Below are 24,029 nucleotides of genomic sequence, written 5' to 3'. Positions count from 1 at the left end.
CTGGCCCGAACGGTTGTGCTTACTCGGGAGCGCATTTGAGCTGCTCCAGCGAAGCGAGCCTATCTTCAAGCGCGACGATCCGGTGGAGAAGGTCTAGACGTGACAGCCCGAGGGTCGCTCGCGTCGATCCGATGACGGAAGCGGCAGCACACGGCCGCTCGGAATTGGGAGAAAGGACGCTGAACAGGCGCAGCACGCCGTCGCCAGTCAACACATCCACCCAGCCATCGGTAGGCGACCGCCCGACGATCCGGCCTGGTACGCGGCCGATATAGCAGGGCGCGTCAACCCGAGGTGAAGCGTTGGCAATAATGAGCCGATGGCCGCCAAGATGGGTGAAGGCACCAGGAAATGGCGGCGTTAAGCCGCGGATCAGCCGGTCGATGGTATCGGTAGGTTGCCGCCAGTCTATCTCTCCATCTTCCGGAACACGGGCGCAGCCATAGGAGGCATGGTCGGTATTTTGAGACGTGCCCTGGTAACCGGTGATCGCTCGTACCACGACTCCGCCGAGTTCACGTTCCTGAATCGCGTTGAGGCGCTCGTAGAGCGCGGTGACCGTGTCATCCGGACCGATCGGGATAGCCTGCTGAAACAGCAGATTGCCGCCGTCGAGCTCCGGGAAGACGAGATGAATGCTGATGCCGGCAGTCGTCTCGCCATTGATGATCGCCCAGTTGACGTTGGCGCGACCGCGATAGTGCGGCAAAAGTGAATAGTGGACGTTGACGAAGCGGCACAATGCGAGAATGTGCGGCGGGATGATCCTATCGAACGAAGAAATCACAACGGCCGCCGGGCGCGCGTCCGCGATCACTTTCCGAAGTTGTGCCAGTTCCTGCAGCTCCGCGATCGGGATGTCGCGATTGTTCGCAAATGACCTTAGCGCGCCCGCCTCGGGCTGGTTCGGTTTTCGGAAGATCTGCACTACGCGGCACCGCGCCGCCAATGAGCGAAGCGCCGTGAAGCCGGTCGGTCCGTCCGCGAGGAGTACGACGTCGGGCTGGAGCCGCTCTGTCATGTCACCCCTGCCATGGTACGAGCTGGGCGAATCCATCTCGCGTCAAGGCACCGCCGCGGCGAACCCATTCGGCCGCGCGCAAGCCGCCCGTTTGCAATCGTACGATCGGCTCGGGACCGATCTCGGACAGAAGAATGCCCATGTGGCCCTGTCCGACAGATTGCGTGGGCCAGACCGCGAGACCATTGGCTTGCAGCGCCGCTCGATCGATGTCGCCCCAGAACTGCACCACAATCGCGCCGGCAGGTGCGCATGCAGCCAGATGCGCAGCCTCTCCCTGGCCGACGCGCGGCGAGTCCGCGGGCCGCAACGCGACTACGAAGGCGTCCCACGCGCCGGGATGGACCGCCGCAACGCTGTTGAACGCCTCGACGTTCGCGCCGAGGCGTTGAAGCCCGTTCTGCACCGGGGCAAGGAAGTCATTGTCGCAGAGCAGGCCGATTCTGTTGCCGAGGACCGCCAGACCACAGTCGTGCAACTGCTTCACGGCGAGCGGGCCCAGGAACGAGAAGACATCGACAGCGGGGTGCCGCTCGTTGACGCCGACCACCGGGATCTTGCGCCGTGCGCACGCTTCGATATCGAGGTCCTCATGACGAAATTCCCAAGCCTCGAACATCAAGGCAATCACGGCGTCATCCCGCAGTTGTGCGATCAACTCGGCTGTAAGAGGACGAAGGTGGCCACTGTTGGTTAAGATGTCGACGCTGTGGAGTACCTCAGGACTTATCGTGCCCAGAATCTCGATGCGATCAGCGACGCCCAGTGGGGCTGCGAGCTCCAAAGTCTCCCGCTTGGCGTCGGACACGGTCCCATGGCGGCCAGATTTCGTGAACGCGTAGACGTGCTTGGCTCCGGCCATTGCAGCAAGCACCGGGGTCACGGCATACGCGCCGGTCGCGGCTTCGGTCAGCACAGTCATTCCCGACATATCCAGCCCGGTGTCGGCGAGGGCGAGCTTCATCAGCGTTCGCAGTCGAACAGGCGAGAAGCCCGGCCTGCGAAGAACCCCCGTTTCCGCATCGCCAGGTCGCAACTGCACGGCCATTGTTCGATTCCCGGTCATTGATCGATCCTGCTGTTGCCGCTGAAAGAGGCCAGCTTCATGGTTCTTTCGACCGGCGCACTCCGGATATCCGATCGCGCGCTGCCCGGAGCACGTTGTAGAGTGGGTCGGGTATGAGCGTACGAAGGTGATCCTGCCAACACATTCGCTCGATCACTTGATCCTCACCTGGTCGCGCGGCCCAATACCGGACGCGGCGTTCGCCCGACGCGGCGACGCGGCGCGTCGTCGTGTAGTAATAGGATGCGACTGAAAGGCGCATTCGACCAGGCGGGCAGGTGACCGGATCCGGAAGGCCGTGGAGGGTGGCGCCGTGCGTCTCCCAGAGGATCATGGTGTTGAACCGCGGGAAGATGCGGCATCCAAGCGCGGACATATCCGCAGGCCACAATTCGAGGCTACCGCCGTAAGCTTCGGGCCAATCCCGATTGAGATAGACGAGCAAATTGACCCGGTGGAACAGCCCGGTCGTCGGGTGAACTTCGAAATCGCGGTGAATCTTCGTAAAGCCTCCCGGAGGCGTTCGATGTACTCCCGCAAATTTGTGTGTCGGATCGCAAAGAAGATCGCGAACGCCCGTGACCGCCGAAATCAATTCTCGGAAGCGGGGACTGTCCACCAGGTTCAGCAGATGCTGGGTGGCCGGCCCCAATCCATCCGATATCTCCTGCTTCACCAAGCAATCAGTATTCGTGGTAATCAGACGCGCCTCTTGGAGGGCGGTGCATTCGGCCGCGACCATGTCCAACAGCCTCTCGGGAAAGGCGTCGTTGACGACTATGTGGGGCCAAGGTTTGGCGACTACATATTCGTCGCGCAGAGAATCGACGCGGGCAAAGAGGCCGCTCAGCGAGTGAAGCTGGAAATCAACATGCAATTCCGCAGACTCCCACTGTGCCTGGGGACGCTATCCCCCGGGCTGTCGCCCCCTCCCAGATTAAATGTAATATTAAATCATCAAAAATTAAATGTCAAAAGTAAATACATCGGAGTCTGAGTTCAGGCGCAACAGGGGTGTCATCCGAGTTGCCGTTGGATCCCGGCGCAAATGGGATTGGCCGAAATTAAATCATCAAAAATTTGCATATTTAATTTGCCCGCTGGTGAGCCGCGGTTTATCTTGAATGGGGCTGGGATTGGAGTAGGACGAGCTTATGACCCATCTCGATGCAGAAGGCGACGATCGTCGTGAATTCCTGAAGAGCTGCGGCAAGTTTGCCGCCGTGACCCCGCCAGCCGTCACGCTGTTGCTCTCCACCTCGCTGACCTCGGCTGCGATAGCCAGTTCAGGCGGTCGCATTGTGCGGGGCAACAATGGCTTCGGCAATGGCGGCGGTGACGGCAGCCCCAACGGGAAAGAAGATCACGACCGGTAGATTCTGCGGTGCAACGGGCAGCCGTGGGTGCGTAGGCTGCCGCAGCGCGGCCGGGCTCAACCGGTCCGGCGGCGCCTTTGTGCGGACGACCGATCGATCAGGAGATCATGCAGCTTCTTACCGGCTCGAAGCTGAGCCTTCAGCCATCGGGGCTGCTTACCGCGACCCGACCAAGTTTCCGAGGGATCTTTCGGGTTCTGGTATTTCGGCAACACTGGGGGGTAGGGGCGGCGAGAACGTTCCTCGTTCTGGGCCGCAGCGGCCGTCCCCTCAATCCTGCGAAGCCGTTCTTCGAGTTTGGCTTTCTCCGCGGTCATCCTGCGGCCAAGAACAGTCGTGACCTCGTCGTAAAGTCGCCACAGCTCGGCTGTGGTCATGGACGCCCAGTCGTCGTTCTCCATGGAAGCCGTCCCCCAATGCCCCCGAACCGAAACAGAGGGGGATTATCAGGTCCAGCGGGGGTCCGGCAAGCGCGATCCACTCGCGCGCGCCTGTGCCGATTTCAACTTGGGCGGTTGGAGTTACCGGCCGGGCCCGTGCCGTCGAATGCGCAATCGCCTTCCAAGCGCCCGCACCTGGGGGCGCCGCCTGGGCGCGAGCAACCGCTGCTCGGCCATCGACACGCGACTACGTAGGTTCTGCAATTCAGTGAATCGAATGATCAGGGCTTGATGAGTTTGACGCAAAATAGCCGAAGAATACATGTGAACACCTACTCATTGCTGACGATGCCCCTGCGACCGACGAGCCGTGAAAAGACGCAGCGGCCATTTTCGCAATTACTTGCCCAGCTTTGCTTTGATGAATAGTATTACTTTTCTCCCTTTCAGAAGCGGGGCCTTCGAAGGCCTCGCTTTCGCTAAAACTTCGTCGAATGTTAGATTTGAATCGTGAAGGCCCCAATATATCATTCGTAATAACGACGCCAACGAAGTTAATTGAATGTTGACAATAATGCCAGGCGACCAACTGGCGCACGGACGACATGTTCTGAGAGAATTTCCTGGTCCATTCTGCCCCAAGTTGTCTAAGGCGCGGTCCTTACGTGCGGGATTTACGGGCTGAAGTTTTGCAGAAAGCACCGCATTCTTACGGTGCTGCACGCATTCGCTGCGCAAGTTACTGTGGCGCCATAGATGTTGCCGGGCAGGCCGAGACCTGACGGCGCGGCGTTACGGTCGAGCGGACTGGCTATCCTCGCGAACAGAGCGTTGGAATAAACGTCTGCACGGGGGGTTATCAGCAATAGGCAGGGGCAACATGCGCCGCATCAGAATTGTCATTGCGGATCGACATCCGATCGTCTTGCAAGGCATCAAGAGCGTTCTTGCGATGCACCGTGATTTCACGGTTGTCGCGTCTTGCAGCGATGGTGCGAGCTGCATCGAGGCCATCCGATTTCTTCTGCCGGACATCGCGCTTGTCGACGCTGCACTGCCCGACGTCAGTCCGCAGCAGATCCTCGCTCCCGCAAGCGCTTTGAGCCCGGGCCTGCCGATCATCTTCTTCGCCGCTACCACGAGCGATCGTGACTTACAAAGGCTTGCCCTGGACGGCGCCTGCATCGTCCTTCCGAAGGACGCGGATCCGGAGATGCTGGTCGCGACCCTGCGGGAGGCTACGCAGAACCAAGCGGCTGTCGCGCCGAGCGCCGAGCGGGCCAGCGAGGAGCCCCGCGCCGGTGATCAGGCTCTGACGCTACTCACGAGTCGGGAGCGTCAGATCGTGCGGCTCGTGTCGGAGGGTCTATCGAATAAAGCGATTGGGCGTCGGCTGAATCTTGTCGACGGGACGATCAAGGTCCACCTCCATCACATTTTCCAGAAGCTGGATGTGAGCAACCGTACACTGCTCGCGGCATTGGCGATTTCGCGGAGCGGGCCGCACGCACCGTCGGGTGAGCTCAATCCTCGTGCTCTGTTGCAGCAGAATCCGGTCGAGGACTAAGGGGAGCGCCCTGCGTAAAGCGGCGGGCTTATCGCGGTGCCAGATGCCCAATTGCGGTGCGGCAGGCCCCTTCGGCCTCGGCTAGCGTTCGCAACGGCGAGCCGCCAATCTTGATTGCGGCTTGGTTCTCGTAGAGCGGGCGCCAGCTCCCCAAATAGCCGGTGCGGCCGTGAAAGCCGGGACCTCCGGGGCTTCCGAAGCTGATGACGAACGAGAAGCCGTCGCTGCTCGCGCTCCAGATCTCCATGTCGCCCAGGGACCGATGGAAGTGCAGTGGCATCGCAATGATCCAACATAGTCAAATATCGCATCTGTGTTTAATCGCATTAAAATGATCATGGCGATATTAAATCGCGAGGGTAGCTCAAAATCGCGAGGGAGCGACAGGGTGCGTCGGAAAGTGGAGGCGGCGAGCCCGAAAATTGCCGGCGATCCTACGGCGGCGCACGTTCGGCAGCGCCATTCGGGTAAAGAAAATCCTGGTTGAAAAGGTATTTAATTTATAATAACGTGGGTTGAAATATTTAAATCGAGGAGTGCGTAGCGTGACCCGGGACGGCAACGAAAACGACGACCGGCGGGCGTTTTTGAGGACCTGCGGAAAATTTGCGGCCGTGACACCCCCAGTGATGACCCTGCTTCTATCCACATCTCTGACTTCCAGAGCCATTGCAAGTTCGGGCGGATTGCGTGGAGTGACGCAGAACGACCGGGGGCCGTCGGTCTTCGATAATGGTCGGCCATCCGCGGCGGGGCCGGGGAGTTCCAGCGGCGGGTCATCGGGAGGTGGTGGCGGAGCGCCGGGCGGTCCCTCTACTGGATCGTCTCGCGCCGGAGGGATATCTCGCAATGGTGGCGGATCCGGTGGTGGCGGCGGATCCGGTGGTGGAGGCAAAGGACCTTTCGCAACTGGCGGCAGCTCCGGAATTCCAGCCGCTGATGGTGGGGTCGATTGCGCCGACGAAGAGAATGAGGAAAGGCGCAAGGCGGACTGCCCCGGAGCCAGTACTCGGATTTCCAGTGTAACCCAATCGGGCCGGTAGGAGCCTTGTCGACGATGCGCACCACCGGTGGGCGGCTGGGCGGCGAGGCAATGCTGGGCCCTTGGCGCCGGCGCGCCGGACGTTGGCCGCAAGCGTACCCGACAGCAAAGCGGCCTCTTGATGCACCGCCGCAGTTTTTACGAGCGCAACATGCCAACTGTTAGTGCGAATAGGATTGCATATTTTTCCCGACTCCCTAAAGTGGTCGAGTTCTAAGAGCTCGATCAGGAGGCGCGTCATGAATAGCCCCGTTCAAGCCGGCGATCCCCGGGCTCTGCTTCGACATCGTCTCGAAGCGCTTGTCACCGAACTCGCGGAGCTTGAGGAGCTCAGAGAATGGGTGAGTCGGGAGGAAAATCGCCAGCGCGAGCTGCGGAAGGCGGGCAGGTCGCGTAGTCCAGCCCGGACTGCGAGCGGTCGTCGTAGCTTCGCAGAGGCAAAGCTCGTGCCTGTGCTACTTGGTCTCAATAAGTCCGGTTGTTGTAACGAGCGCCGCAAGGCGAATGAATGAGGGGCTTGATGCCAGCTATCGCGGAGCTTGGCGTAGCCTTGGGAACGTCTCGCCCTCCAAAAGACTGCGACCAGTTGACCCATGAGACCAGCTTAGCCTGTTTGGAGCGGCAATCTACGCCGATCTGAACAGGGGAGTGCAGCAGCGTAGTCGAGCGTGCGGAAGGGACGGGTGTTCCCTTCGGTGCTCAACACATGCTTGGTACGTCAGCAAATCATCGGCCGAGTGAAGACAACTGGAGCGCGCCGCACAGGTGACGTGTCCGGCGCGAACTCCGAGTCTCTCGGTGCCTTGGTATCTAGGCGATCGTCTTCAAATACAGGCTCGGATCGAAGTATTTGCTCGCCGGCGTGAAGTCCTTGATGCCCGCATTGGCCATGAAGAAGTCCGTCGACTGCTGCAGCCAGTTGGTGACGGTCCCGTCCGAGTACATCCGCTTCCAGTCCTTGGACGTAAACATCTTCTGGGCCTTGAAGGACTCGTTGATATCTGACAATGGCGTCTGGCTGTAATGACCCTTCTGCAGCTTCTCCATCGCCTCGTTGCTGTTCGCGACGATGTAGTCGTTGGCATCCGCCCAGCCGCGGATCAGCTTGGCGAGGGTCTCCTTGTTGGGTTCGTAATAGTCGTTCGCCGCAGCCCAGCCGCCGATAATAGCCGCCTTGGGATAATAGGCTGACGCATCGGCAAGCATGGTCGCGCCCGGGACCTTGTCGCGGACCGTGACGTTGAACGGTACCCAGAGCGCCACGGCAGGCACGGCGCCGGAGATGAAGGCAGTAACGGCCGCCGGCATCGTCTGGTTGACGAGCTCGACCTCCTTTGGATCGACCTTGTTGGCCCGGAGCGCGGTGTCGAGGAACACGTGCGCCGTCGTGCCGGTCGCGGTTGCGATGCGCTTGCCCTTCAAATCCGCGAACGACTTGATGCCCTGATCGCCGCGAACCCAGAGCTGCGCCGTCGCCACCTCGATGTCGTTGATCAGAAATACCTTGCCTTGGCCGCGGGCCGGGAAGTTCGAGAGGACAGCGCCAGTTGCCAGCACGTCGAGGCTGCCACCAATCAGCGCCTGGAAGATTTCGAGGCCGGTGTTGAACTGTCGCAGTTCGAGATCGAGGCCCTGCTTTTCGAAGGAGCCGCGGTCCATGCCGGTCCAGATCTGGCCGTCGACGGCGACGGTGTGGAGATAGCCAACGCGAACCTTAGTTTTTGCCTGGGCGATTGCGGGGGCTGCTGCCGTGAACGTGCCGAGTGCCAGGCCTGCCGTCGTGGTCAGAAATTGCCGCCGATCCATGATGTGTCCTCCGTTACTTGTTATTCCGAGAATGAGACCGGACGCATCTGCGCCTGCTGGGCGCGATATTCGTCCATGACCAGCTGCCTGATATGACTGCGTAGCTCAGCGAATTCCGGACGTTCCTGGATCGATTCATCGCGCGGGTAAGCGAAGGGAACGTCGATGATCTCCTTGATCCGCGCCGGCCGCGCCGTCACCACCACGATGCGGGAAGCGAGGTAGATCGCTTCCTCAACAGAATGGGTAATCAGCATGACGGTCTTGCCTTCGGTCTCCAGCACCTTGAGCAGCAGGTTCTGCATGTTGGATCGGGTTTGGGCGTCGAGCGCCCCGAATGGTTCGTCCATCAGCAGAAATTGCGGTTTCACGGCATAGGCCCGCGCGATCGCCAGCCGCTGCCGCATACCGCCGGACAGATGTTTCGGATAGGAATTGGCGAAGTCAGACAGGCCCATCAGGCCGAGATAGTGATCGCAGATCGCGTCGCGCTCGGCGGTCGCGACATGGTTGGCTTTGAGCGTCAGGCCGAAAGCGATGTTCTGCTTCACCGTCAACCAGGGGAAGACGCCATATTCCTGAAAGATGACGCCGCGCTCGGGGCCGGGACCGGCGACGGGGCGGCCGTCGAACAGGACCTTGCCGGTCGTCGGCTTCTGGAAGCCGGCGAGCATGCTCATCATCGTGGTCTTGCCGCAGCCGGACGGCCCGATCACCGCGATGAAGTCGCCGTCGTTGATGTCGTAGCTGACGTCCTCGACGACTAAGAGGCGGCCCTTCGGCGTCTCGAAGGACAGCGACACCTTGTCGAACTGCGCGCGCTTTTTCATGCGATGGCCCGATCCTGCCAGACCAACAGCCGCGCGGTGATCTTGCGCAGGATCAAATCCATGATCAGCGCGATCAGGCCGATGCAGATGATGCCGACATAGATGACGTCGAGCAGGAAGTAGGTCGAGGCATTCTGGATCATGGCGCCGAGCCCGCGCTGCGCCGCGATCAGCTCGGATGCGACCAGCGTCGCCCAGGCCACGCCCAATGCCACGCGCAGCGCCGTGAGAATGTGCGGGACGGTGAGGGGAATGATGACCTTGCGAAAGATCTCCGCCTGGTTGGCTCCGAGCGTCTGCGCCACGCGGATGTAGAGCGGGGTGATCTGCGACACGCCCTCATACATCACGATCACGCCGGAGAAGAAGGAGGCGTAGAACAGGATGACGAGCTTTGCGAGCTCGTCGACGCCAAAATAGACGATCACCAGCGGGATCAGCGCGATCGGCGGCAGTGCGCGAAAGAAGTTGATCATGGGGTCTGCGAAGGTGCGGGCGGGGCGATACCAGCCCAGCAGAAATCCGACCGGCACGGCCACGAGGATGCCGAGCGCGACGCCGAGAAAGACGCGCCGAGTCGAAGCAAAGATGTCGATCAACAGACCTTCCTTGGTCAGAAGCTCGAAGAATTTGGCGGCGACCTGGTGCGGCGCGGGGATCAGCGAGACGTTGACGAAGCCACTCCAGCGCACGGCGTACCAGAGCAGGATTGCACCGATCCACGGTATCAATCCGAGACCGAGGCGTCTCAGGCCGGCTCCGTTCATTCGACGCGTCCACCCAGATTGCGGTTGATGTTTTCAGAGGTCATATTATAAATAGGATGACCATACAAGTGGCGCCTTTGGTCGTAGGCGTTGCAGGCATTCCCGCATGACATCGCCGCCTTTCACCCTCCGAAGCGTCCAGGCCTTTGGCTATCGCTACCCGCTGACCATGCCGGTCATCACGTCCTTCGGGCGGATGAAAGATCGGCCCGCCGTGTTCGTCCGCGTCGAGGACGGCGATGGCAATATCGGTTGGGGTGAAGTGTGGTGCAATTTTCCAGCACCGGGGGCCGAACATCGTGTGCGGCTCGTCAACGAGGTGCTGGCACCGGCCCTCGTCGGGTTCAACGCGCGTGAGCCGTCCGACGCGTTCGAACACCTGACGCAGGGAACGTCGGTGCTCGCGCTGCAATCAGGAGAGGCCGGGCCGTTTGCGCAATCGATCGCCGGCATCGATCTGGCCGTCTGGGATCTCTACGCGCGCCGCCGGAACGTCGCGCTGTGGAAGCTGCTCGGCGGGACGAGGCGTACGATCAGGGTCTACGCCAGCGGCATCAATCCGGTCGGGTCCGAGCGGACGGCGGAAGCGGCTCTGGCCCGCGGATACCGCGCGCTGAAGCTGAAGATCGGCTTCGATCCGGCAGGCGACCGCGCCAATCTCGCCGCGTTGCGCCGCCTCGTGGGTGAAGGTCTGCTCGCTGCCGACGTCAATCAGGGCTGGAGCCTGGCGCAGGCGCTGGAGCTTGCACCGCAACTCGAGCACTTCGCGCTCGCCTGGCTCGAGGAACCGCTTCGCGCCGATCGCCACCGCCAGGAATGGGCGCAATTGCGCGAGGCCATCCGCTTTCCGCTCGCGGCCGGCGAGAACATCGCGAGCCATGCCGGCTTTGCCGAGGTGCTGCGTGAGCCGGTGCTCGGTGTCGTCCAGCCGGACCTCGCCAAATGGGGCGGGCTGTCGGCTTGCGCGGGCATCGCGCGCGATATCCTCAAGTCGGGAAAGATGTTCTGCCCGCATTATCTCGGCGCCGGCATCGGTCTTCTGGCATCTGCGCATCTTCTCGCCGGCGTCGGCGGCGACGGATTGCTCGAAGTCGACTGCAATGAAAACCCGCTACGTGACCGGTTCTGCGGTCCGGTGCTCGATGTCCGCGACGGCATGATCGAGCTCGGCGACGAAGCGGGCCTCGGCATCACGCCCGATCTTGCCTCAATCGAAAATTACCGGACGATCTGATGCCAGCACGCGGTTATGACTACATCATCGTCGGCGCGGGCTCGGCCGGCTGCGTGGTCGCGAACCGATTGTCTGCGGATCCGGCCTGCCGCGTGCTGCTGCTGGAGGCCGGCGGATCGGATCGGAATTTCTGGCTGAAGCTTCCGGTCGGCTACTACCGGACCATCTACAACGAGCGGTTCTCGCGCCTGTTCAGGACCGAGCCTTCGGAAGGGAGTGGCGGTCGCGCCATCGTCTGGCCGCGCGGCCGCGTGCTGGGTGGTTCCTCGTCGATCAACGGTCTGATCTTCATTCGGGGCCAGCATGAGGATTTTGACGATTGGGAACGCCTCGGTGCCGACGGCTGGAGCTATCGCGAGCTCCTGCCGTATTTTCGGCGCTACGAACGCTACCGAGGCGGCGAGAGCCAGTTTCACGGGGGGCTCGGCGAGTTCGAAGTCTCCGATCTCCGCAACGATAATCCGGCATCGAAGGCCTGGGTCGAGGCCGGCGTGCAGTTCGGCTTGCCGCGCAATCCCGACTTCAACGGCGCTACGACGCTCGGCGTTGGCACCTACCAGCTCGGCATCGGGCGGCACTGGCGGACCAGTTCGGCCTCTGCGTTTCTGCGTCCCGTCGCCGGTCGTCCGAACCTCACCATCATTACCCAGGCGCAGGTCAGCAGGGTCATTTTCAACGGTCGCGTCGCGACCGGCGTCGAGTGGATCAGCAAAGGGCAGGTCCACAGCGCAGCGGCTGATCGAGAGATCATCCTGTCGGGCGGCGCACTGCAGTCGCCGCAGATCCTCCAGTTGTCCGGCGTTGGTCCGGCCGACCTGCTGCGCAAGCTCGGCATTTCCGTCGTCGCCGATTCCCCTGACGTCGGCGCCAATCTTCAGGATCATTATCAGGCCCGGCTGATCGTTCGCCTGAAAGAGCAAATTTCGCTCAACGATCAAGTCCGCAATCCCGTCGAGCTAACGAAGATGGGGCTGCAATGGATGCTGGCGGGCAGCGGTCCATTGACGGTAGGGGCGGGGCAGGTCGGCGGCGCAGCTTGCACCGAATATTCCGTCGGCGGACGGCCGGACGTGCAGTTCAACGTGATGCCGCTCTCGGTCGACAAGCCCGGCGAGCCTCTGCACAGTTATTCCGGCTTCACCGCCTCGGTCTGGCAGTGCCACGGAAAGTCGCGCGGACGGCTTGCGGTCAGTTCGACCGATCCGTTCGAGCAGCCGCGCATCGTGCCGAACTATTTCGCCGAGGAGATCGACCGCAAGACCATTGTTGCGGGCCTGAAGATTCTGCGCGAGATCTATCGGCAGAAGGCGTTTCGCCCGCTCTGGGATGTCGAGGTGGTGCCGGGCGAGGCGGCCAGGGATGATGCCGGGCTGTGGGACTTTGCGCGCAACACGGGAGGCACGGTATTTCACTGTGTCGGGACCTGTCGCATGGGCCGCGACGCGCAGGCCGTGCTTGATCCGCAGCTGCGTGTGCGCGGCGTCGAGCGGCTGCGGGTGATCGATGCCTCGGTGATGCCGCAAATTACCTCGGCCAATACGAATGCGACGAGCCTCATGATTGGCGAACGCGGTGCAGCGATGGTCATGGCTTGATCGCGCGACCGGAATTCCGGAGGACGAGATGGAATTGAGTTCCGACAGCCACGTCCCCAAATACGCACAGATCGCCGACATCTGCCGGCAGCGCATCGCGCGCGGCGTCTGGACTCAGGGCTTTCGCCTGCCGGCCAATGAGGAGCTCGCGGCCGAGTTCGGCGTGTCGCGCGTTACGATCAGGCAGGCGGTGGAGCTCCTCGCGCGCGACGGCGTAATCGAGGCGCAGCAGGGCCGCGGCACCTTCGTCACGGGGACTGTGCGGCAGGATCGCTGGCTCAAGGTCGAGACCACGCTGTCCGATCTCGCCGACATGTATCGCGACACTTCGCCCGAGATCATCAATATCTCGGAAAGCCGCACCAATGCGCCGCTGCTTCCCGGAGACGGCAAGCCGGCCGAAAAATATGTCTTCATGCGTCGGCTGCATTCGCGGGAGAAGCAGCCGTATTGCGTCATTTCCATCTATCTCGACGAGAAGATCTTCCGCAGGTCACCGAAGCGTTTTCGCAACGAGACCGTGATTCCGATCCTGAACGATCTCAGGGATCCCGCCATCGCCAGCGCGCGCCAGACGCTGACGATAGGTGCCGCGGACATCGAAGCGGCGCGGCTGCTGCGCGTGCCGCTGAATTCGCCGGTGGCAGAAGTCCGCCGAATCTTCACGACCGCGGACCGCACCGTGATCTATCTCGGCGAAGTCACCTATCGCGGCGACTTCGTGCGGATCGACATGGATCTGCGGCCCTAGCCCTCTCAACGCGAGAACAATTCCTGGTTTCGGCGCTCAAGCTCCTCGCCGTAGGTGCGCAGGACGTGGGATTCGCTTAAGGTGCCGATCGTCGCGCGATGATCGGTGCGATCGACGACCGCGAGCACATCGGCCTCGCTGCGTTCAAAGGCCTTCAGGATCTCGCGCACCGGCGTCGTCGGGAGCAGGCACTCATCCTGTTGCTGGGCCAGTGACCCCAGCTGCTCGTCGTCCTGGTTGGCGACGGAATGAAGCGTCGCGGCGGGCACGATGCCCGCATAGATGCCGCTGGGATCGCGGAGCACGATCTGGCGAACCTGTGCCGGCGAGAACAGCTTTTGCGCCTCGCCGATCGGCATTGTCGTCAGCGCGTTCTCGAAGTCGGTGCGCATCAGCGAAGCCGCGCTCATCTGCCGTACCCAGCCGATGTCCTGCGGGCCGCGGATCACCTCGCCGCGCAGATGGAAGCGCCATGTGGCGAAGCTGTACCCGAATAGCTCGCGCACGATCAGCGCGCAGACCGACGACGCGACCACCGCTCCAACGGTGACGGAGAAATCGCCGGTGATCTCAAGCGCAAGACACACCATGCTGAACGGCGCGCCAAGGACGCCCGTCCCGAGTGCGGCGAGCGCCGCGATGGCGGCCGTGCCGGGTTGAAGCGCCAGCGTGGGAAGAGGGCCGGTCAGCACGATGCTGTAGAGCTGCCCGATCAGCGCGCCCAGGAACAGCGAGGCGAAGAACAGGCCGCCGCGGAAGCCGGAGCCGAGCGAGATGGCGGAGGCGAGGATCTTGAACAAGATTGTGGTCGTGAGCAGAAGCCAGGTCGGATTGCTGACCAGCAGGATCTGCATCGCGCCGTGACCGGCGCCGAGCACAGTGGGCGTCAGCAAGGCGAGGCCGCCGAGGAGGAGGCCGCCGAGAATTGGGCGCAGGAAGCCCTTGAACACCGTGATGCGCTGAAAGCAGCGTTCGGAGAATGCGACGGCGAGCATCACGAGGATGCTGACGAAAGCGCAGATGGTGCCGATCAGCACCGTCTGCCCGATCATTTCGACGGAAACCGGCGAAGGAAATCCAGGCACCATCAGGAAGGACTGGTGCGTCAATTGCCGCGCGACGAGCCATGCGGTGACGGCGCTGGCGATGACCGGCACGAGACCGGCGGACGTATAGGCGCCGAGCACGACCTCGAAGGCGTAGAAGGCGCCCGCGAGCGGTGCGGAAAATGCGGCGCTGATCGCCCCCGCGGCGCCGCAGGCCACCAGCAGCCGCATGTCGTTGCGACGGGCAGCCAGGCGCTGGCCGACATGGGAGCCGAACATCGAGCAAATCTGGGTATAGCCGGCCTCCAGACCGACCGATCCGCCGAACCCGTTGGACAGCAGCGTCTGGATCGAGATCAGCAGGCTGCCGCGAAAGGACACCCGGCCACCATAGAGCGCATTGGCCTCGATTGCGTCGGCGAGCTGCTGTCCCTTCACGCGCCGGGCAAAATACAGTCCGATCAGCGCGAGCACCAGGCCGCCCAGCATCGGGACCAGGAGCGTGCGCTGCCAGGAGATCACGCCGGTGGCGCTGAGATGTGCATCGAAAGGAATGTCGAACAGCAGGGCGTGAGAAACCTGGCTGAGGCTCGAGATCGCAGCCACCAGCACGCCACTGAGCAGTCCGACGACGATCGCGACCAGCACAAGGCCGGTCTCGCGATTGCGCACGAAGTTGCGCAGGAACAACGGCAGCAGGCGGATGCCGGGAGCCGCGGCCGGCTTCGCAGGATGTGATGCCGGCGCCATCCTAGGCCGGATCCCGCAGCGGTTCGGTGCGCACGACGCGGAAGCCGATATTGCTGGACGCGGAGTCGGGCGTGTTGGAACTTCGCGCCGCGACGCGGTAGCGATTGCAGTAGGATTCGTGGCAGAGGAAGGATCCGCCGCGCATCGACCGGTTGGGAGCAGGCTCGCGGTTCAAGGGATCTCGCGATGGCGTGAGGCGGTGATAGTTCGGCGAAAAATAGTCTTCGCACCATTCCCAGACGTTTCCGGCGACATTGTGCAGGCCATATCCGTTGGGCACGAAACTGTGAACCGGCGCCGTACCGAAATAGCCATCATCCAGGGTGTTGCGGTCGGGAAAGTTGCCCTGCCAGATATTGCAGCGATGCTCGCCGCCGGGCTTCAGCTCGTCGCCCCAGGGGTAGGTGGCCCGGTCCAGCCCGCCGCGCGCGGCCATCTCCCATTCCGCCTCGGTCGGCATGCGCGTGCCGGACCATCGGCAATAGGCCTGTGCGTCGTTCCAGGAGACGTGGACGACGGGATGATCGAGCCTGTCCAGAATGCTGCTCGCAGGTCCTTCCGGCTGCGCCCAATAGGCGCGCGTCACCGGGACCCACCATGGCGTTTCCTGAACGCGCGTCGTGCGGGCCGCACGTGTCTCTTCCGGCAACAGCCCGTCGAAGACAAAGCTCCAGCCGTAGCGTTCGGCATCCGTCGTGTAGCCCGTGGCCCGGACGAAGTCGCCGAATTGCAGATTGCTCACGGCGTGGCAGGCAATGGCAAACGGCGACAACGTCACCAGCCGTACCGGGCCTTCGCCGTCCTCGACGAAGCCGATGCCGGCGGATCCCATGTGGAAGGTTCCGCCGATCAGTGAGCTCCAGCGGCGCAGGATCGGAGTTGAACTGGGAGTGATCGCCGCTTGCGCATCCTCGCCCGTCGCCGGCCCGCTGCCGGCGGCGCGCCGAGTGCAACAGTGTGAGCGATCCCCGGTCATGCCCTATTTCTGCTTCTCTTCCTCCCAGAAGGCTGTGCCGCCTTCCGCCTTCATCAACTCCAGAATCTTCTCGCGCGGGATCACGCCGCAGCGATTGGCCCATTGCTGATACTGCGCCGTCATCTCGCGGACGCGATCCGGATGCTGCGCGGCGAGATCGTTCATCTCGGTGCGGTCCGTCTCCATGTCGTAGAGCTCCCAGGGGCCGGGATACTTCCGCACCAGCTTCCACTTGCCGACGCGAACGGCGGCGTTGCCCTCGTGCTCCCAGAACAGCGGGCCCCGGTTGCCATATGCCGAGGCGAATGACGGCACTAGGCTCTCGCCTTCGCAGGGCAGGATGGCGTTGCCGTTATACTCCTTGGGATAGGTGGCGCCGGTGACGTCGAGGATGGTCGCCATCACGTCGGTGAGCTGGCTCGGATTGTGCCGCAGGCCGCCTTTCTCGGAAATGCCGCGCGGCCAGTGCACGATGAACGGGGTTGCGATGCCGCCTTCGTGGATCCAGTGCTTGTAGAGACGGAACGGCGTGTTGGAGAGGTTGGCCCAGGCGGTGCCGTAGCTCTGGTAGGTGTCCTCGGCGCCGGGCATCAGGGTCGGGTCATTGCCGAAGCGCACCGGTCTGCCGTCGCGCGTCTTCGCCTGCGCGATCATGAGCTGGTCGACCAGCTCCTTTGCCGTGACGCCTTCCGGAATGTCCTCGGCGCAGGCGCCGTTGTCGGAGAGGAAGATGATCAGCGTGTTGTCCATCTGGCCGGTCTCGTCCAGCGCCTTCAGGATGCGGCCGATGCCCTGGTCCATGCGGTCAATCTGGGCCGCGTAGACCTCCATGCAGCGCAGCGTCCATTCGCGCTGCTCCGCGTCGGTCCACGGCGGTTGGGTCGGATCGCGATCGGTCAGGCGCCAGTTCGGATGGATAATGCCGTCGTCGACCAGGCGCTTGAGGCGCTCCTCGCGCAGCCTGTCCCAGCCCGCATCGAAGCGGCCCTTGTACTTGGCGATGTCCTCGTCATGGGCATGAAGCGGCCAATGCGGCGCCGTATAGGCGACGTACTGGAAGAATGGCGCGTCGGGCCTCTGCACCTTGTGCTGGCGGATGAAGGCGGCAGCCTGATCGCTGATCGCATCGGTGTAGAAGAACGAGGGATCCTTCACCGCCTCGTGCTCGATATTGTCGTTGCCGCGGGTGAGCGTGTTGGGATGGTAAAACGATCCGGCGCCGATGATGGTGCCGTAGAAGTGGTCGAAGCCGCGCTGCATAGGCCATGCGTCGGTCGGCTCCGTCAGACTGCTGGCGATGTGCCATTTGCCGCTGAGGTAGGACGTGTAGTTTCTGCTCTTCAGGGCTTCGGCGATTGTCACGCAGCTCTTGTTCAGATTGCCGGCATAGCCTTCCGGGCCGTTGCTGTAGGTGAGGATGCCGATGCCGGTCTGGTGCGGATGCAGGCCGGTGAGCAGCGAGGCGCGCGACGGGCTGCAGCGTGCGGTGTTGTAGAACTGCGAATAGCGCAAGCCATTCGCCGCGAGGCGGTCGAGGTTCGGCGTCTGGATTTCGCCGCCGTAACAGCCGATGTCCGAAAAGCCCATGTCGTCGTTGAGGATGAGCAGGATGTTGGGGCTATCGGGGGTCTTTGCGCCATTCGGCATGTTTGTGTCCTCGTTCTCGACGTGTGTCGTTGCTAGTGGCGGCGCGTCAGGCTGATGCTGAGGCGGAAATATTTCGGCAAGTACACGGCGCGCAGCAGCTCGAGCGCCCGTCCGTCCTTGCCGAAGGTGACGCGCTCGATGGAGAGCAGGGGCGAGCCGACCTTGACCCCCAGCAGCTTGGCGCTGCCGGCGTCGGCGAGGTCGGCGCTGATGGTCTGCTGGGCGTCCTTGATGGCGAGGCCAAGCTCGTCCTCGAAGACGCGGTACATGATGATCGAGACCAGATCGCGCTTCTCGAGCTCGAGACCGATATCCGGGGGATAGAAGGCGTGCTCGATGGCAATCGGCGTGTCGTCCGCGAGCCGCAAGCGCCGGAGCTGCCAGACGGCGCGCTCGCGCAGCTGCTCGCGAACGGCGGCGTCGTGCCGGTTGGTCATGCCCTGCTGCAGGATCGTGGCGCCGGCCTGGTAGCCGGCATCGCGGATGGTTTCCGAAAAGCCCATGAGGTGGCCGACCCAGTTCTCGGGCTGGTTCGAGCGCAGGAAGGTGCCGCGGCCGCGCGAGCGGTCGAACATGCCTTCGTTCACGAGGGGGGCTATGGCGTTGCGGATGGTGATGCGGCTGACGCCGAAATGGCGGCCGAGTTCGGCCTCGGTCATCAGGCGGCCGGTCTCGTCGATCAACTTGCCGTCGCGCACCTGGCTGCGAATGGATTCACGGATCTGGATATGCAGGGGCATTGAGCCTTCCGCAACGACATCGCTGCCGAGCGGCGCGGCCTTCTTCTTGCGTGTTTGAATAGCCATGGTGTCAGAGCCGCATGCGCGTTGCTGGATCGAACAGATGAATGTCTTGCGGTCGGGCCGTGATCGAGATCGTGTCGCCCTCGCCGGGAATGTTGCCGTCGGCGACGCGCATGCGGATCATGGTGCCGGCGCAGTCGAGGTCGAGCACGGCGGTATCGCCGAGATCCTCGATCAGGTCGACGCGCGCGCCGAGGCCCCCCTCCGTCATGCGGAGGGCGCCGGGCCGAAGTCCGACCACCACGTCGCGCTCACCCGCGGTCGTGGCCGTCGTCTTGAGACGATGGCCTGCGATGATGACGTCGCCATCCACGTAGAGGGCAGGGACGAGGTTCATCGGGGGATTGCCGATGAAGCCGGCAATGTCGATCGAGTTCGGGCGGGCGAACACCTCCGCGGGCGTGCCGACCTGCTGGATTTCGCCCGACATGAACACCGCCATCCGGTCCGCAAGGGTCATGGCCTCTTCCTGATCGTGGGTGACGTAGACCGCGGTGACGCCGAGCGAGCGCTGCAACTTCTTCAACTCGGCGCGGGTTTCCAGCCGCAGCTTTGCATCGAGGTTCGAGAGCGGTTCGTCCAGCAGGAACAGGCGAGCCTTGCGCACGATAGCGCGGGCCAGCGCGCAACGCTGCTGCTGGCCGCCCGAGAGCTGGCCCGGCTTGCGGTCGAGCAAATGGTCGATCTTCACCTTGCGCGCCGCGTCCTTCACTGCGGGCGTGATCTCGGCCTTCGGCAGCTTGGCCATCTCCAGCGGGAAGGCGATGTTCTCGGCCACCGTCATGTGCGGGTAGAGCGCGTAGCTCTGGAATACCATGGCGATGTCGCGGTCCCGCGCATCGGTCGAGGTGACGTCCTTGTCGTCGATCAGCACGCGGCCGGCGGTCGGTGCATCCAGACCTGCGAGGATGCGCAGCGTCGTGCTCTTGCCCGAGCCGGACGGGCCGAGCAGCGCGAAGAACTCGCCCGGCTTGATGTCGAAATTGACGCCCTTCAGAGCGGCGAACTCGCCGTGCATCTTGACGATGTTGCGAAAACTGACCTGACCCTGGCCGCTCATCGGCGTCCTCCGCCCTTGACTGCACCGACCGTCAGGCCCTTCACGATATGCTTCTGCGCGACCACGCCGAGGACGACGACAGGCAGCATGGCGAGAACCGAGACCGCGGCGAGTTTGGCCCACAGCGTCTGCTCGACGGAGACGAAATTGAACATGGCGACCGTGACCGGACGCACCGTGTTGCCGCTGAGCACGACGGCGAACAGGAATTCGTTCCACGCATTGAGGAACACGAACACGATCGTCACGGCGATGCCGCCCCGGACCTGCGGAATGATGATCCGCCACAGCGTCTTCAATCGGCTGGCGCCGTCGAGATAGGCAGCTTCCTCCATCTCGAAAGGAATGTCTTCGAAATAGGAGACCAGCAGCCAGATCGCGAAGGGCAGGGAGAACGACAGATAGATCAGGATGATGCCCTGATAGGTGTCGATCCAGCCGATGTTCCGCAGCACCAGGAAGTAGGGGATGATGATGCCGACCGGCGGCAGCATCTGCGTGGCCAGCACGTAGAAGCCCGCGAACTTCTTGCCGCGAAAGCGCAGGCGCGCCAGCGCATAGGCCGCGGGCACGGCCATCAGCATGGTGACCACGGTGGTGCCGACCGAGATGATGACGCTGGAGAGCAGGTTCGGCAGGATCGATCCCGAGCCGAACAGCACGTCGCGATAGGCGTCCAGCGTCGGCGCGAACACCAGCTTGGGCGGATAGGCCAGTACGTCGGAATCGGTCTTGAGCGAGTTCAGCACGCTCCAGACGATCGGAAACGCCCAGGCGAGCAGGAAGACCGTGGAGATCGCGAGCAGGGCTATGATGCGGAGGCGCTTGGCGGTCATTTCGCCCTCCGCATCGCGAACAGGATGCCGGAGATGATGATGGTCACGACCAGGAGCGCGACCGCGAGCGCCGAGCCGTAACCGATCGACAGCTCGGTGAAGGATTTCCGGTAGGCATAGAGATTGAGGATCTCGGTCGCCGTGCCGGGGCCGCCGGCGGTGACGGTGAAGATCGCCGCGAACGCGGTCAGCGCCACCATGGTCCGCATGATGATGACCATGACGATCGCCGGGCGCAGCAATGGCAGGGTGATGCGGCGAAAACGTTGCCAGGCGGAGGCGCGGTCGAGCTGCGCCGCCTCGTAGATGTCTTCGGGCAGCGAGGCGAGCGATGCCAGCAGCACCATGAACGCGAACGGCGTCCACTGCCAGGTGTGGATCGCGATCACCGAGACCATCGCGAGCGTGGGATCGCCGAGCCAGTTCTTGCTGCCGAGACCGGCATTGATGGCGAGGAAGTCCACGATGCCGAATTCCGGCGCCAGCATGAAGGTGCGCCAGATCATTCCGACCACGGCCGGCGACAGCACCACGGGAAGGATGGCGATGACCCTGAACCAGCCCTGGCCACGCTTCATGTCCATGACCAGCAAGGCGAGCGCGAGGCCAATGATGACCTGCAGCGCGACGGTCGAGCCGGTATAGACGAGGCTCACCAGCAGCGAGGTCCAGAAGCGCTCGTCGGAGAGCAGCATCTGGTAGTTCTCGAATCCGACGAAGCCGTTGGTGAACGGCATCGCCAGATCCATCCGGAACGCACTGGTATAGACCAGGAAGAGCAGCGGAAACGTCGTCGTGGCGAGCAGCGCAAGAAACGCCGGTGCGAGCAGGGCTGCTGCGAACCGGCGCTCGCGCTGCGCCAGGACGTGGCCGAAATCGCTGCGAGGCGCCTCGCTCGCGATCCCGGCCGATGTCACCGCTGTCGTCGCCATGGCTCAGCCGCGCATCATCGGTTCGATGCGGCGCTGCGCATCGTCCAGCGCGGCCTTGATCGTGACCTGGCCGGAGAGGGCCGACTGGATCGCGGTCGCCATGGTGTCACCGATCGCCGGCCATTGCGGCACGCGCGGACGCCAGTCGACGTCGGTGTCGTCCTGCAGGGCCCCCATCGTAGCCTCGACGAAGTTCTCGCCAAAGCCGTTCATCAGCTTGATGTAGTCGGGATCCTTCCACACCGAGGTGCGGTTGACGCCCGAGCGTTTGGTGGGACCGGCGAACTTGTGCGCGGTGCGCGCCTGGGTCTCAGCGCTCGCGGCCCATTGGATGAACAGCCAGGTCGCCTTGCGCTTCTTCTCCGGCAGTGCGGAATTGATCGGGAAGCCCCAGTTCCAGATCGACGTTGTGCGCTTGCCCGAGGGGCCCTTGGGCCAGCGCGCATAGGCGACCTTGCCAATCACCTTGGATTTTTCGGGATTGTTGATGACCGAAGCCGATGAGTGTGCGTCGATGTAGCTGGCGACGGTGCCTTGCGAGAAGGCGTCGGCGATATCGGGCCAGTTCCAGTTCGCCGCCGCGGTCGGCGCGTACTTCTTCATGATGTCGACGTACCAGGCGAGCGCCGCCTCGGCCTCGGGGCCATTGACGGTGAGCTTGCCGCCCTTCATCCAGTCGCCGCCGAACTCGCGGAAGATCGACGGATAGATGTACATGTTCTGGCCAGCACCGGCGACGCCGCGCAACGCTGCGCCCCAGACGCGATCGTTCGGTGTGTTCAACGCCGCGGCATTGGACGTGTAGGCCTCTAGCGTGTCGGCCGGCTTCAGGCCCTTCGCGTCATAGAGGTCCTTGCGATAGACCTGAATGGTGACTTCGCCGTCATAGGGCACGCCATAGAGCTTGCCGTCGATGCCGTTGGCGCTGCGCCAGGCCGGAATGATGTCGTCGAGCTTGAACCAGGCCGGGTCGGTCAGCGATTTGTCGGCGAGATAAGTGTCGAGCGGCTCGACCCATTTGTTCGCGGCATAGAGCGCGTAATACATGGGATCGGCGGCGTGGGTCGCGTAGGTGCCGGTCTTGGAGGTCAGGTCGATGACGCTCTTCTGTCGGATCTGCGCCGGCGGAATCTTCTCGAAGCGAACGTCGATGCCGGTGAGCGCCTTGAACTGCGGCGCCAGTGCAATGAGGTTTTCGAAATAGCTCGCCGGGATCACGGCGACCGTGATGGTCTCGCCGGACACCTGCTGCCAGTCGATCTGGGCGGATTTGTAAGGCGCAAGGTCGGCGTCCTGTGCGGCAGCTTGCCGGAGAAAGGCCGGACCAAGCGTCGCGAAAGCGGCGGCTGCGGTTCCGGTCTTGAGTAGCGTTCGTCGCGTCGGCGTGAATGGCGGCATGCGGTCCTCCCGAAAATCCGGATTTATATTTCCGGTTAGTTAGGACATTTGCCCAAATGTTATAACAAGTCAACCGCGACAAATTGGGTGTCCTCCGGCCGTTTGGCTCGAAGCGTGGAACGACTGCGGACCTCGCCTCCTGGAGGCGCGATCGGGCCGAGCAGCGATGAGATGCAGTTGCCGGCTAGATGTCGCCGAGGAGTTCGAAATCTGCGCGAGCGTCGCCGGCCGTATGGATCTGGCCGCTATATCGCTGTGCGCTCAGTTCGAACGCTGCCGGCAATCGGTCGTCGATAACGAGATGGTGGCAATCGTCGAGGTGGCCGCCGCGAACCGTTGCATTGCGCCCGAATTTGGTGATGTCGGCCACGAGCACGGACGTTCGTGAATTGGCGGCGATGGATTGGCGTGCCTTGACTTCATCGACATGGAAGTCGAGCAGCGAGCCGTCCGCATCGACGCCGCCGACGCCGAAGATTCCGAAGTCGGCGCGAAATCCCGAGAAGAAATGCACGGCGGCCTCGCCAATGATGTCGCGGTCGAGCGGCCTCAGCGTGCCGCCGGCGATAGTGATCTCCACGTCCGGATTATGCGAGAAGGCTGCGGCCACGTTCAGGCTGTTGGTGATCACCCGCAGATCCCGTCGACGGGAAAGTGCCTGCGCGACATATTCGGGCGTCGTGCCGAGCCCGATCATCAGCGAGGTCCCGTCGGGAATGAGTTTGGCGGTCGCATGCGCGATCCGCCGCTTGGCTTCGGCGTTCAGCCTGTGTCTGCTGCTGTAGGCGAGGTTCTGATTCTGGACGGGGAGGCTGACCCCACCATGCACGCGCCGAAGCAATCCCTGGTCGCAGAGCGCATTCACAAGGCGGCGGATGGTCTGCTGGGTCACCTCGAAACGCGCCGCAAGCTGCTCGATGGAAGCGAAGCCTTGCTCGCGCACGATCTCCAGTATGTGGACCTGACGTGTCGTGGCGCTCCTGGCCATGAGCCCTCCGTTCGCGACAAAAGTATCATTCGAACGGCCAAGACGCAATTTTCTGTTTCATATGGTGTCACACTATGTTCATATGAACATAATAGTTGCTACGCCGATGAATGCGCGTGGCTCGAGGGAGGACGCATGTACTGGTCTTTGACCGGCAC

General features: G+C 62.8%; 22 protein-coding genes and 1 pseudogene. 6 read left to right on the top strand and 17 right to left on the bottom strand.

Annotation, left to right across the window (positions count from 1 at the left end; translation table 11 throughout):
• Window positions 1-19: 19 nt before the first annotated feature.
• From AC0WRY_RS20345 to AC0WRY_RS20335, 3 genes are read right to left on the bottom strand one after another with little or no spacing between them, the layout of a single operon-like run.
• Window positions 20-1,021, bottom strand: a complete 1,002-nt coding sequence (locus tag AC0WRY_RS20345; protein ID WP_194402565.1) for a methionyl-tRNA formyltransferase — start codon at window positions 1,019-1,021, stop codon at window positions 20-22.
• A gap of 1 nt (window position 1,022) precedes the next feature.
• Window positions 1,023-2,069 (bottom strand): hypothetical protein, encoded by a 1,047-nt coding sequence (locus AC0WRY_RS20340; RefSeq protein ID WP_246776275.1) that lies wholly within the window; start codon window positions 2,067-2,069, stop codon window positions 1,023-1,025.
• Window positions 2,070-2,124: 55 nt separating this feature from the next.
• Window positions 2,125-2,964 (bottom strand): 2OG-Fe(II) oxygenase, encoded by an 840-nt coding sequence (locus AC0WRY_RS20335; RefSeq protein WP_246776274.1) that lies wholly within the window; start codon window positions 2,962-2,964, stop codon window positions 2,125-2,127.
• 277 nt (window positions 2,965-3,241) lie between these two features.
• Between AC0WRY_RS20335 and AC0WRY_RS20330 the strand changes: the two genes are divergently transcribed.
• Window positions 3,242-3,463 carry a hypothetical protein gene (locus AC0WRY_RS20330; RefSeq protein ID WP_211417470.1) on the top strand — a complete coding sequence of 74 codons (222 nt, stop codon included), beginning with the start codon at window positions 3,242-3,244 and terminating at the stop codon, window positions 3,461-3,463.
• A gap of 56 nt (window positions 3,464-3,519) precedes the next feature.
• Here the strand turns inward: AC0WRY_RS20330 and AC0WRY_RS20325 are convergent, their stop codons facing one another.
• The gene (locus AC0WRY_RS20325) at window positions 3,520-3,864 is read right to left on the bottom strand and encodes an H-NS histone family protein (RefSeq protein ID WP_194402563.1); all 345 of its coding nucleotides are present in this window, start codon (window positions 3,862-3,864) and stop codon (window positions 3,520-3,522) included.
• An 859-nt stretch (window positions 3,865-4,723) separates the two neighbouring features.
• Here AC0WRY_RS20325 and AC0WRY_RS20320 point away from each other — a divergent pair.
• Window positions 4,724-5,410, top strand: coding sequence for a LuxR C-terminal-related transcriptional regulator (locus tag AC0WRY_RS20320; RefSeq protein WP_491120663.1), 687 nt, complete (start codon window positions 4,724-4,726; stop codon window positions 5,408-5,410).
• A gap of 28 nt (window positions 5,411-5,438) precedes the next feature.
• Here AC0WRY_RS20320 and AC0WRY_RS20315 read toward each other — a convergent pair whose 3' ends face one another.
• The gene (locus AC0WRY_RS20315; protein ID WP_491120661.1) at window positions 5,439-5,690 is read right to left on the bottom strand and encodes a hypothetical protein; all 252 of its coding nucleotides are present in this window, start codon (window positions 5,688-5,690) and stop codon (window positions 5,439-5,441) included.
• A gap of 256 nt (window positions 5,691-5,946) precedes the next feature.
• Here AC0WRY_RS20315 and AC0WRY_RS20310 point away from each other — a divergent pair.
• Window positions 5,947-6,258, top strand: a pseudogene (locus tag AC0WRY_RS20310) (hypothetical protein); the annotation flags it as partial.
• A gap of 1,004 nt (window positions 6,259-7,262) precedes the next feature.
• Here the strand turns inward: AC0WRY_RS20310 and AC0WRY_RS20305 are convergent.
• Genes AC0WRY_RS20305 through AC0WRY_RS20295 form a run of 3 tightly spaced genes read right to left on the bottom strand, consistent with a single transcriptional unit; the run spans window position 7,263 to window position 9,855 of the window.
• Window positions 7,263-8,258 carry an ABC transporter substrate-binding protein gene (locus tag AC0WRY_RS20305; protein ID WP_211417466.1) on the bottom strand — a complete coding sequence of 332 codons (996 nt, stop codon included), beginning with the start codon at window positions 8,256-8,258 and terminating at the stop codon, window positions 7,263-7,265.
• 20 nt (window positions 8,259-8,278) lie between these two features.
• Window positions 8,279-9,088, bottom strand: a complete 810-nt coding sequence (locus AC0WRY_RS20300) for an ABC transporter ATP-binding protein (protein WP_194402559.1) — start codon at window positions 9,086-9,088, stop codon at window positions 8,279-8,281.
• A complete protein-coding gene (locus tag AC0WRY_RS20295) occupies window positions 9,085-9,855 on the bottom strand; it encodes an ABC transporter permease (RefSeq protein ID WP_194402558.1) in 771 nt (256 codons plus the stop codon). Before AC0WRY_RS20295 ends, AC0WRY_RS20300 begins: the two co-directional genes overlap by 4 nt.
• A 106-nt stretch (window positions 9,856-9,961) precedes the next feature.
• Between AC0WRY_RS20295 and AC0WRY_RS20290 the strand changes: the two genes are divergently transcribed.
• The 3 genes from AC0WRY_RS20290 to AC0WRY_RS20280 are packed head-to-tail and all read left to right on the top strand — an operon-like array spanning window position 9,962 to window position 13,435.
• Window positions 9,962-11,089: a mandelate racemase/muconate lactonizing enzyme family protein gene (locus tag AC0WRY_RS20290; RefSeq protein WP_491120658.1), complete on the top strand. Its 1,128-nt coding sequence runs from the start codon at window positions 9,962-9,964 to the stop codon at window positions 11,087-11,089.
• Window positions 11,089-12,684, top strand: coding sequence for a GMC family oxidoreductase (locus AC0WRY_RS20285; protein ID WP_491120656.1), 1,596 nt, complete (start codon window positions 11,089-11,091; stop codon window positions 12,682-12,684). The genes AC0WRY_RS20290 and AC0WRY_RS20285 overlap by 1 nt, the downstream gene beginning before the upstream one ends.
• A 28-nt stretch (window positions 12,685-12,712) precedes the next feature.
• The gene (locus AC0WRY_RS20280; RefSeq protein WP_491120654.1) at window positions 12,713-13,435 is read left to right on the top strand and encodes a GntR family transcriptional regulator; all 723 of its coding nucleotides are present in this window, start codon (window positions 12,713-12,715) and stop codon (window positions 13,433-13,435) included.
• Window positions 13,436-13,440: 5 nt separating this feature from the next.
• Here the strand turns inward: AC0WRY_RS20280 and AC0WRY_RS20275 are convergent, their stop codons facing one another.
• The 9 genes from AC0WRY_RS20275 to AC0WRY_RS20235 all read right to left on the bottom strand — a co-directional run bounded on the left by AC0WRY_RS20275 (window position 13,441) and on the right by AC0WRY_RS20235 (window position 23,871).
• On the bottom strand, window positions 13,441-15,231 hold the full coding sequence (locus AC0WRY_RS20275; RefSeq protein WP_491120652.1) for a chloride channel protein: 1,791 nt from the start codon (window positions 15,229-15,231) through the stop codon (window positions 13,441-13,443).
• A 1-nt stretch (window position 15,232) separates the two neighbouring features.
• Window positions 15,233-16,063, bottom strand: coding sequence for a formylglycine-generating enzyme family protein (locus tag AC0WRY_RS20270; RefSeq protein WP_491120650.1), 831 nt, complete (start codon window positions 16,061-16,063; stop codon window positions 15,233-15,235).
• Between the two features lie 147 nt (window positions 16,064-16,210).
• The gene (locus tag AC0WRY_RS20265; RefSeq protein ID WP_491120648.1) at window positions 16,211-17,854 is read right to left on the bottom strand and encodes an arylsulfatase; all 1,644 of its coding nucleotides are present in this window, start codon (window positions 17,852-17,854) and stop codon (window positions 16,211-16,213) included.
• A gap of 32 nt (window positions 17,855-17,886) precedes the next feature.
• A complete protein-coding gene (locus tag AC0WRY_RS20260) occupies window positions 17,887-18,660 on the bottom strand; it encodes a GntR family transcriptional regulator (protein ID WP_491120646.1) in 774 nt (257 codons plus the stop codon).
• Window positions 18,661-18,664: 4 nt separating this feature from the next.
• Window positions 18,665-19,717: an ABC transporter ATP-binding protein gene (locus AC0WRY_RS20255; RefSeq protein ID WP_210346974.1), complete on the bottom strand. Its 1,053-nt coding sequence runs from the start codon at window positions 19,715-19,717 to the stop codon at window positions 18,665-18,667.
• Window positions 19,714-20,553 (bottom strand): carbohydrate ABC transporter permease, encoded by an 840-nt coding sequence (locus AC0WRY_RS20250; RefSeq protein WP_491120644.1) that lies wholly within the window; start codon window positions 20,551-20,553, stop codon window positions 19,714-19,716. Before AC0WRY_RS20250 ends, AC0WRY_RS20255 begins: the two co-directional genes overlap by 4 nt.
• Window positions 20,550-21,485: a carbohydrate ABC transporter permease gene (locus AC0WRY_RS20245; protein ID WP_491120642.1), complete on the bottom strand. Its 936-nt coding sequence runs from the start codon at window positions 21,483-21,485 to the stop codon at window positions 20,550-20,552. The genes AC0WRY_RS20250 and AC0WRY_RS20245 overlap by 4 nt, the downstream gene beginning before the upstream one ends.
• Window positions 21,486-21,488: 3 nt before the next feature.
• The gene (locus tag AC0WRY_RS20240) at window positions 21,489-22,883 is read right to left on the bottom strand and encodes an ABC transporter substrate-binding protein (protein WP_491120640.1); all 1,395 of its coding nucleotides are present in this window, start codon (window positions 22,881-22,883) and stop codon (window positions 21,489-21,491) included.
• 184 nt (window positions 22,884-23,067) lie between these two features.
• Window positions 23,068-23,871 carry a DeoR/GlpR family DNA-binding transcription regulator gene (locus tag AC0WRY_RS20235; RefSeq protein ID WP_211417453.1) on the bottom strand — a complete coding sequence of 268 codons (804 nt, stop codon included), beginning with the start codon at window positions 23,869-23,871 and terminating at the stop codon, window positions 23,068-23,070.
• Window positions 23,872-24,029: the final 158 nt, after the last annotated feature.

This window comes from Bradyrhizobium sp. T-12 (assembly GCF_058314695.1).
This window is presented reverse-complemented; position numbering and strand designations above follow the sequence as displayed.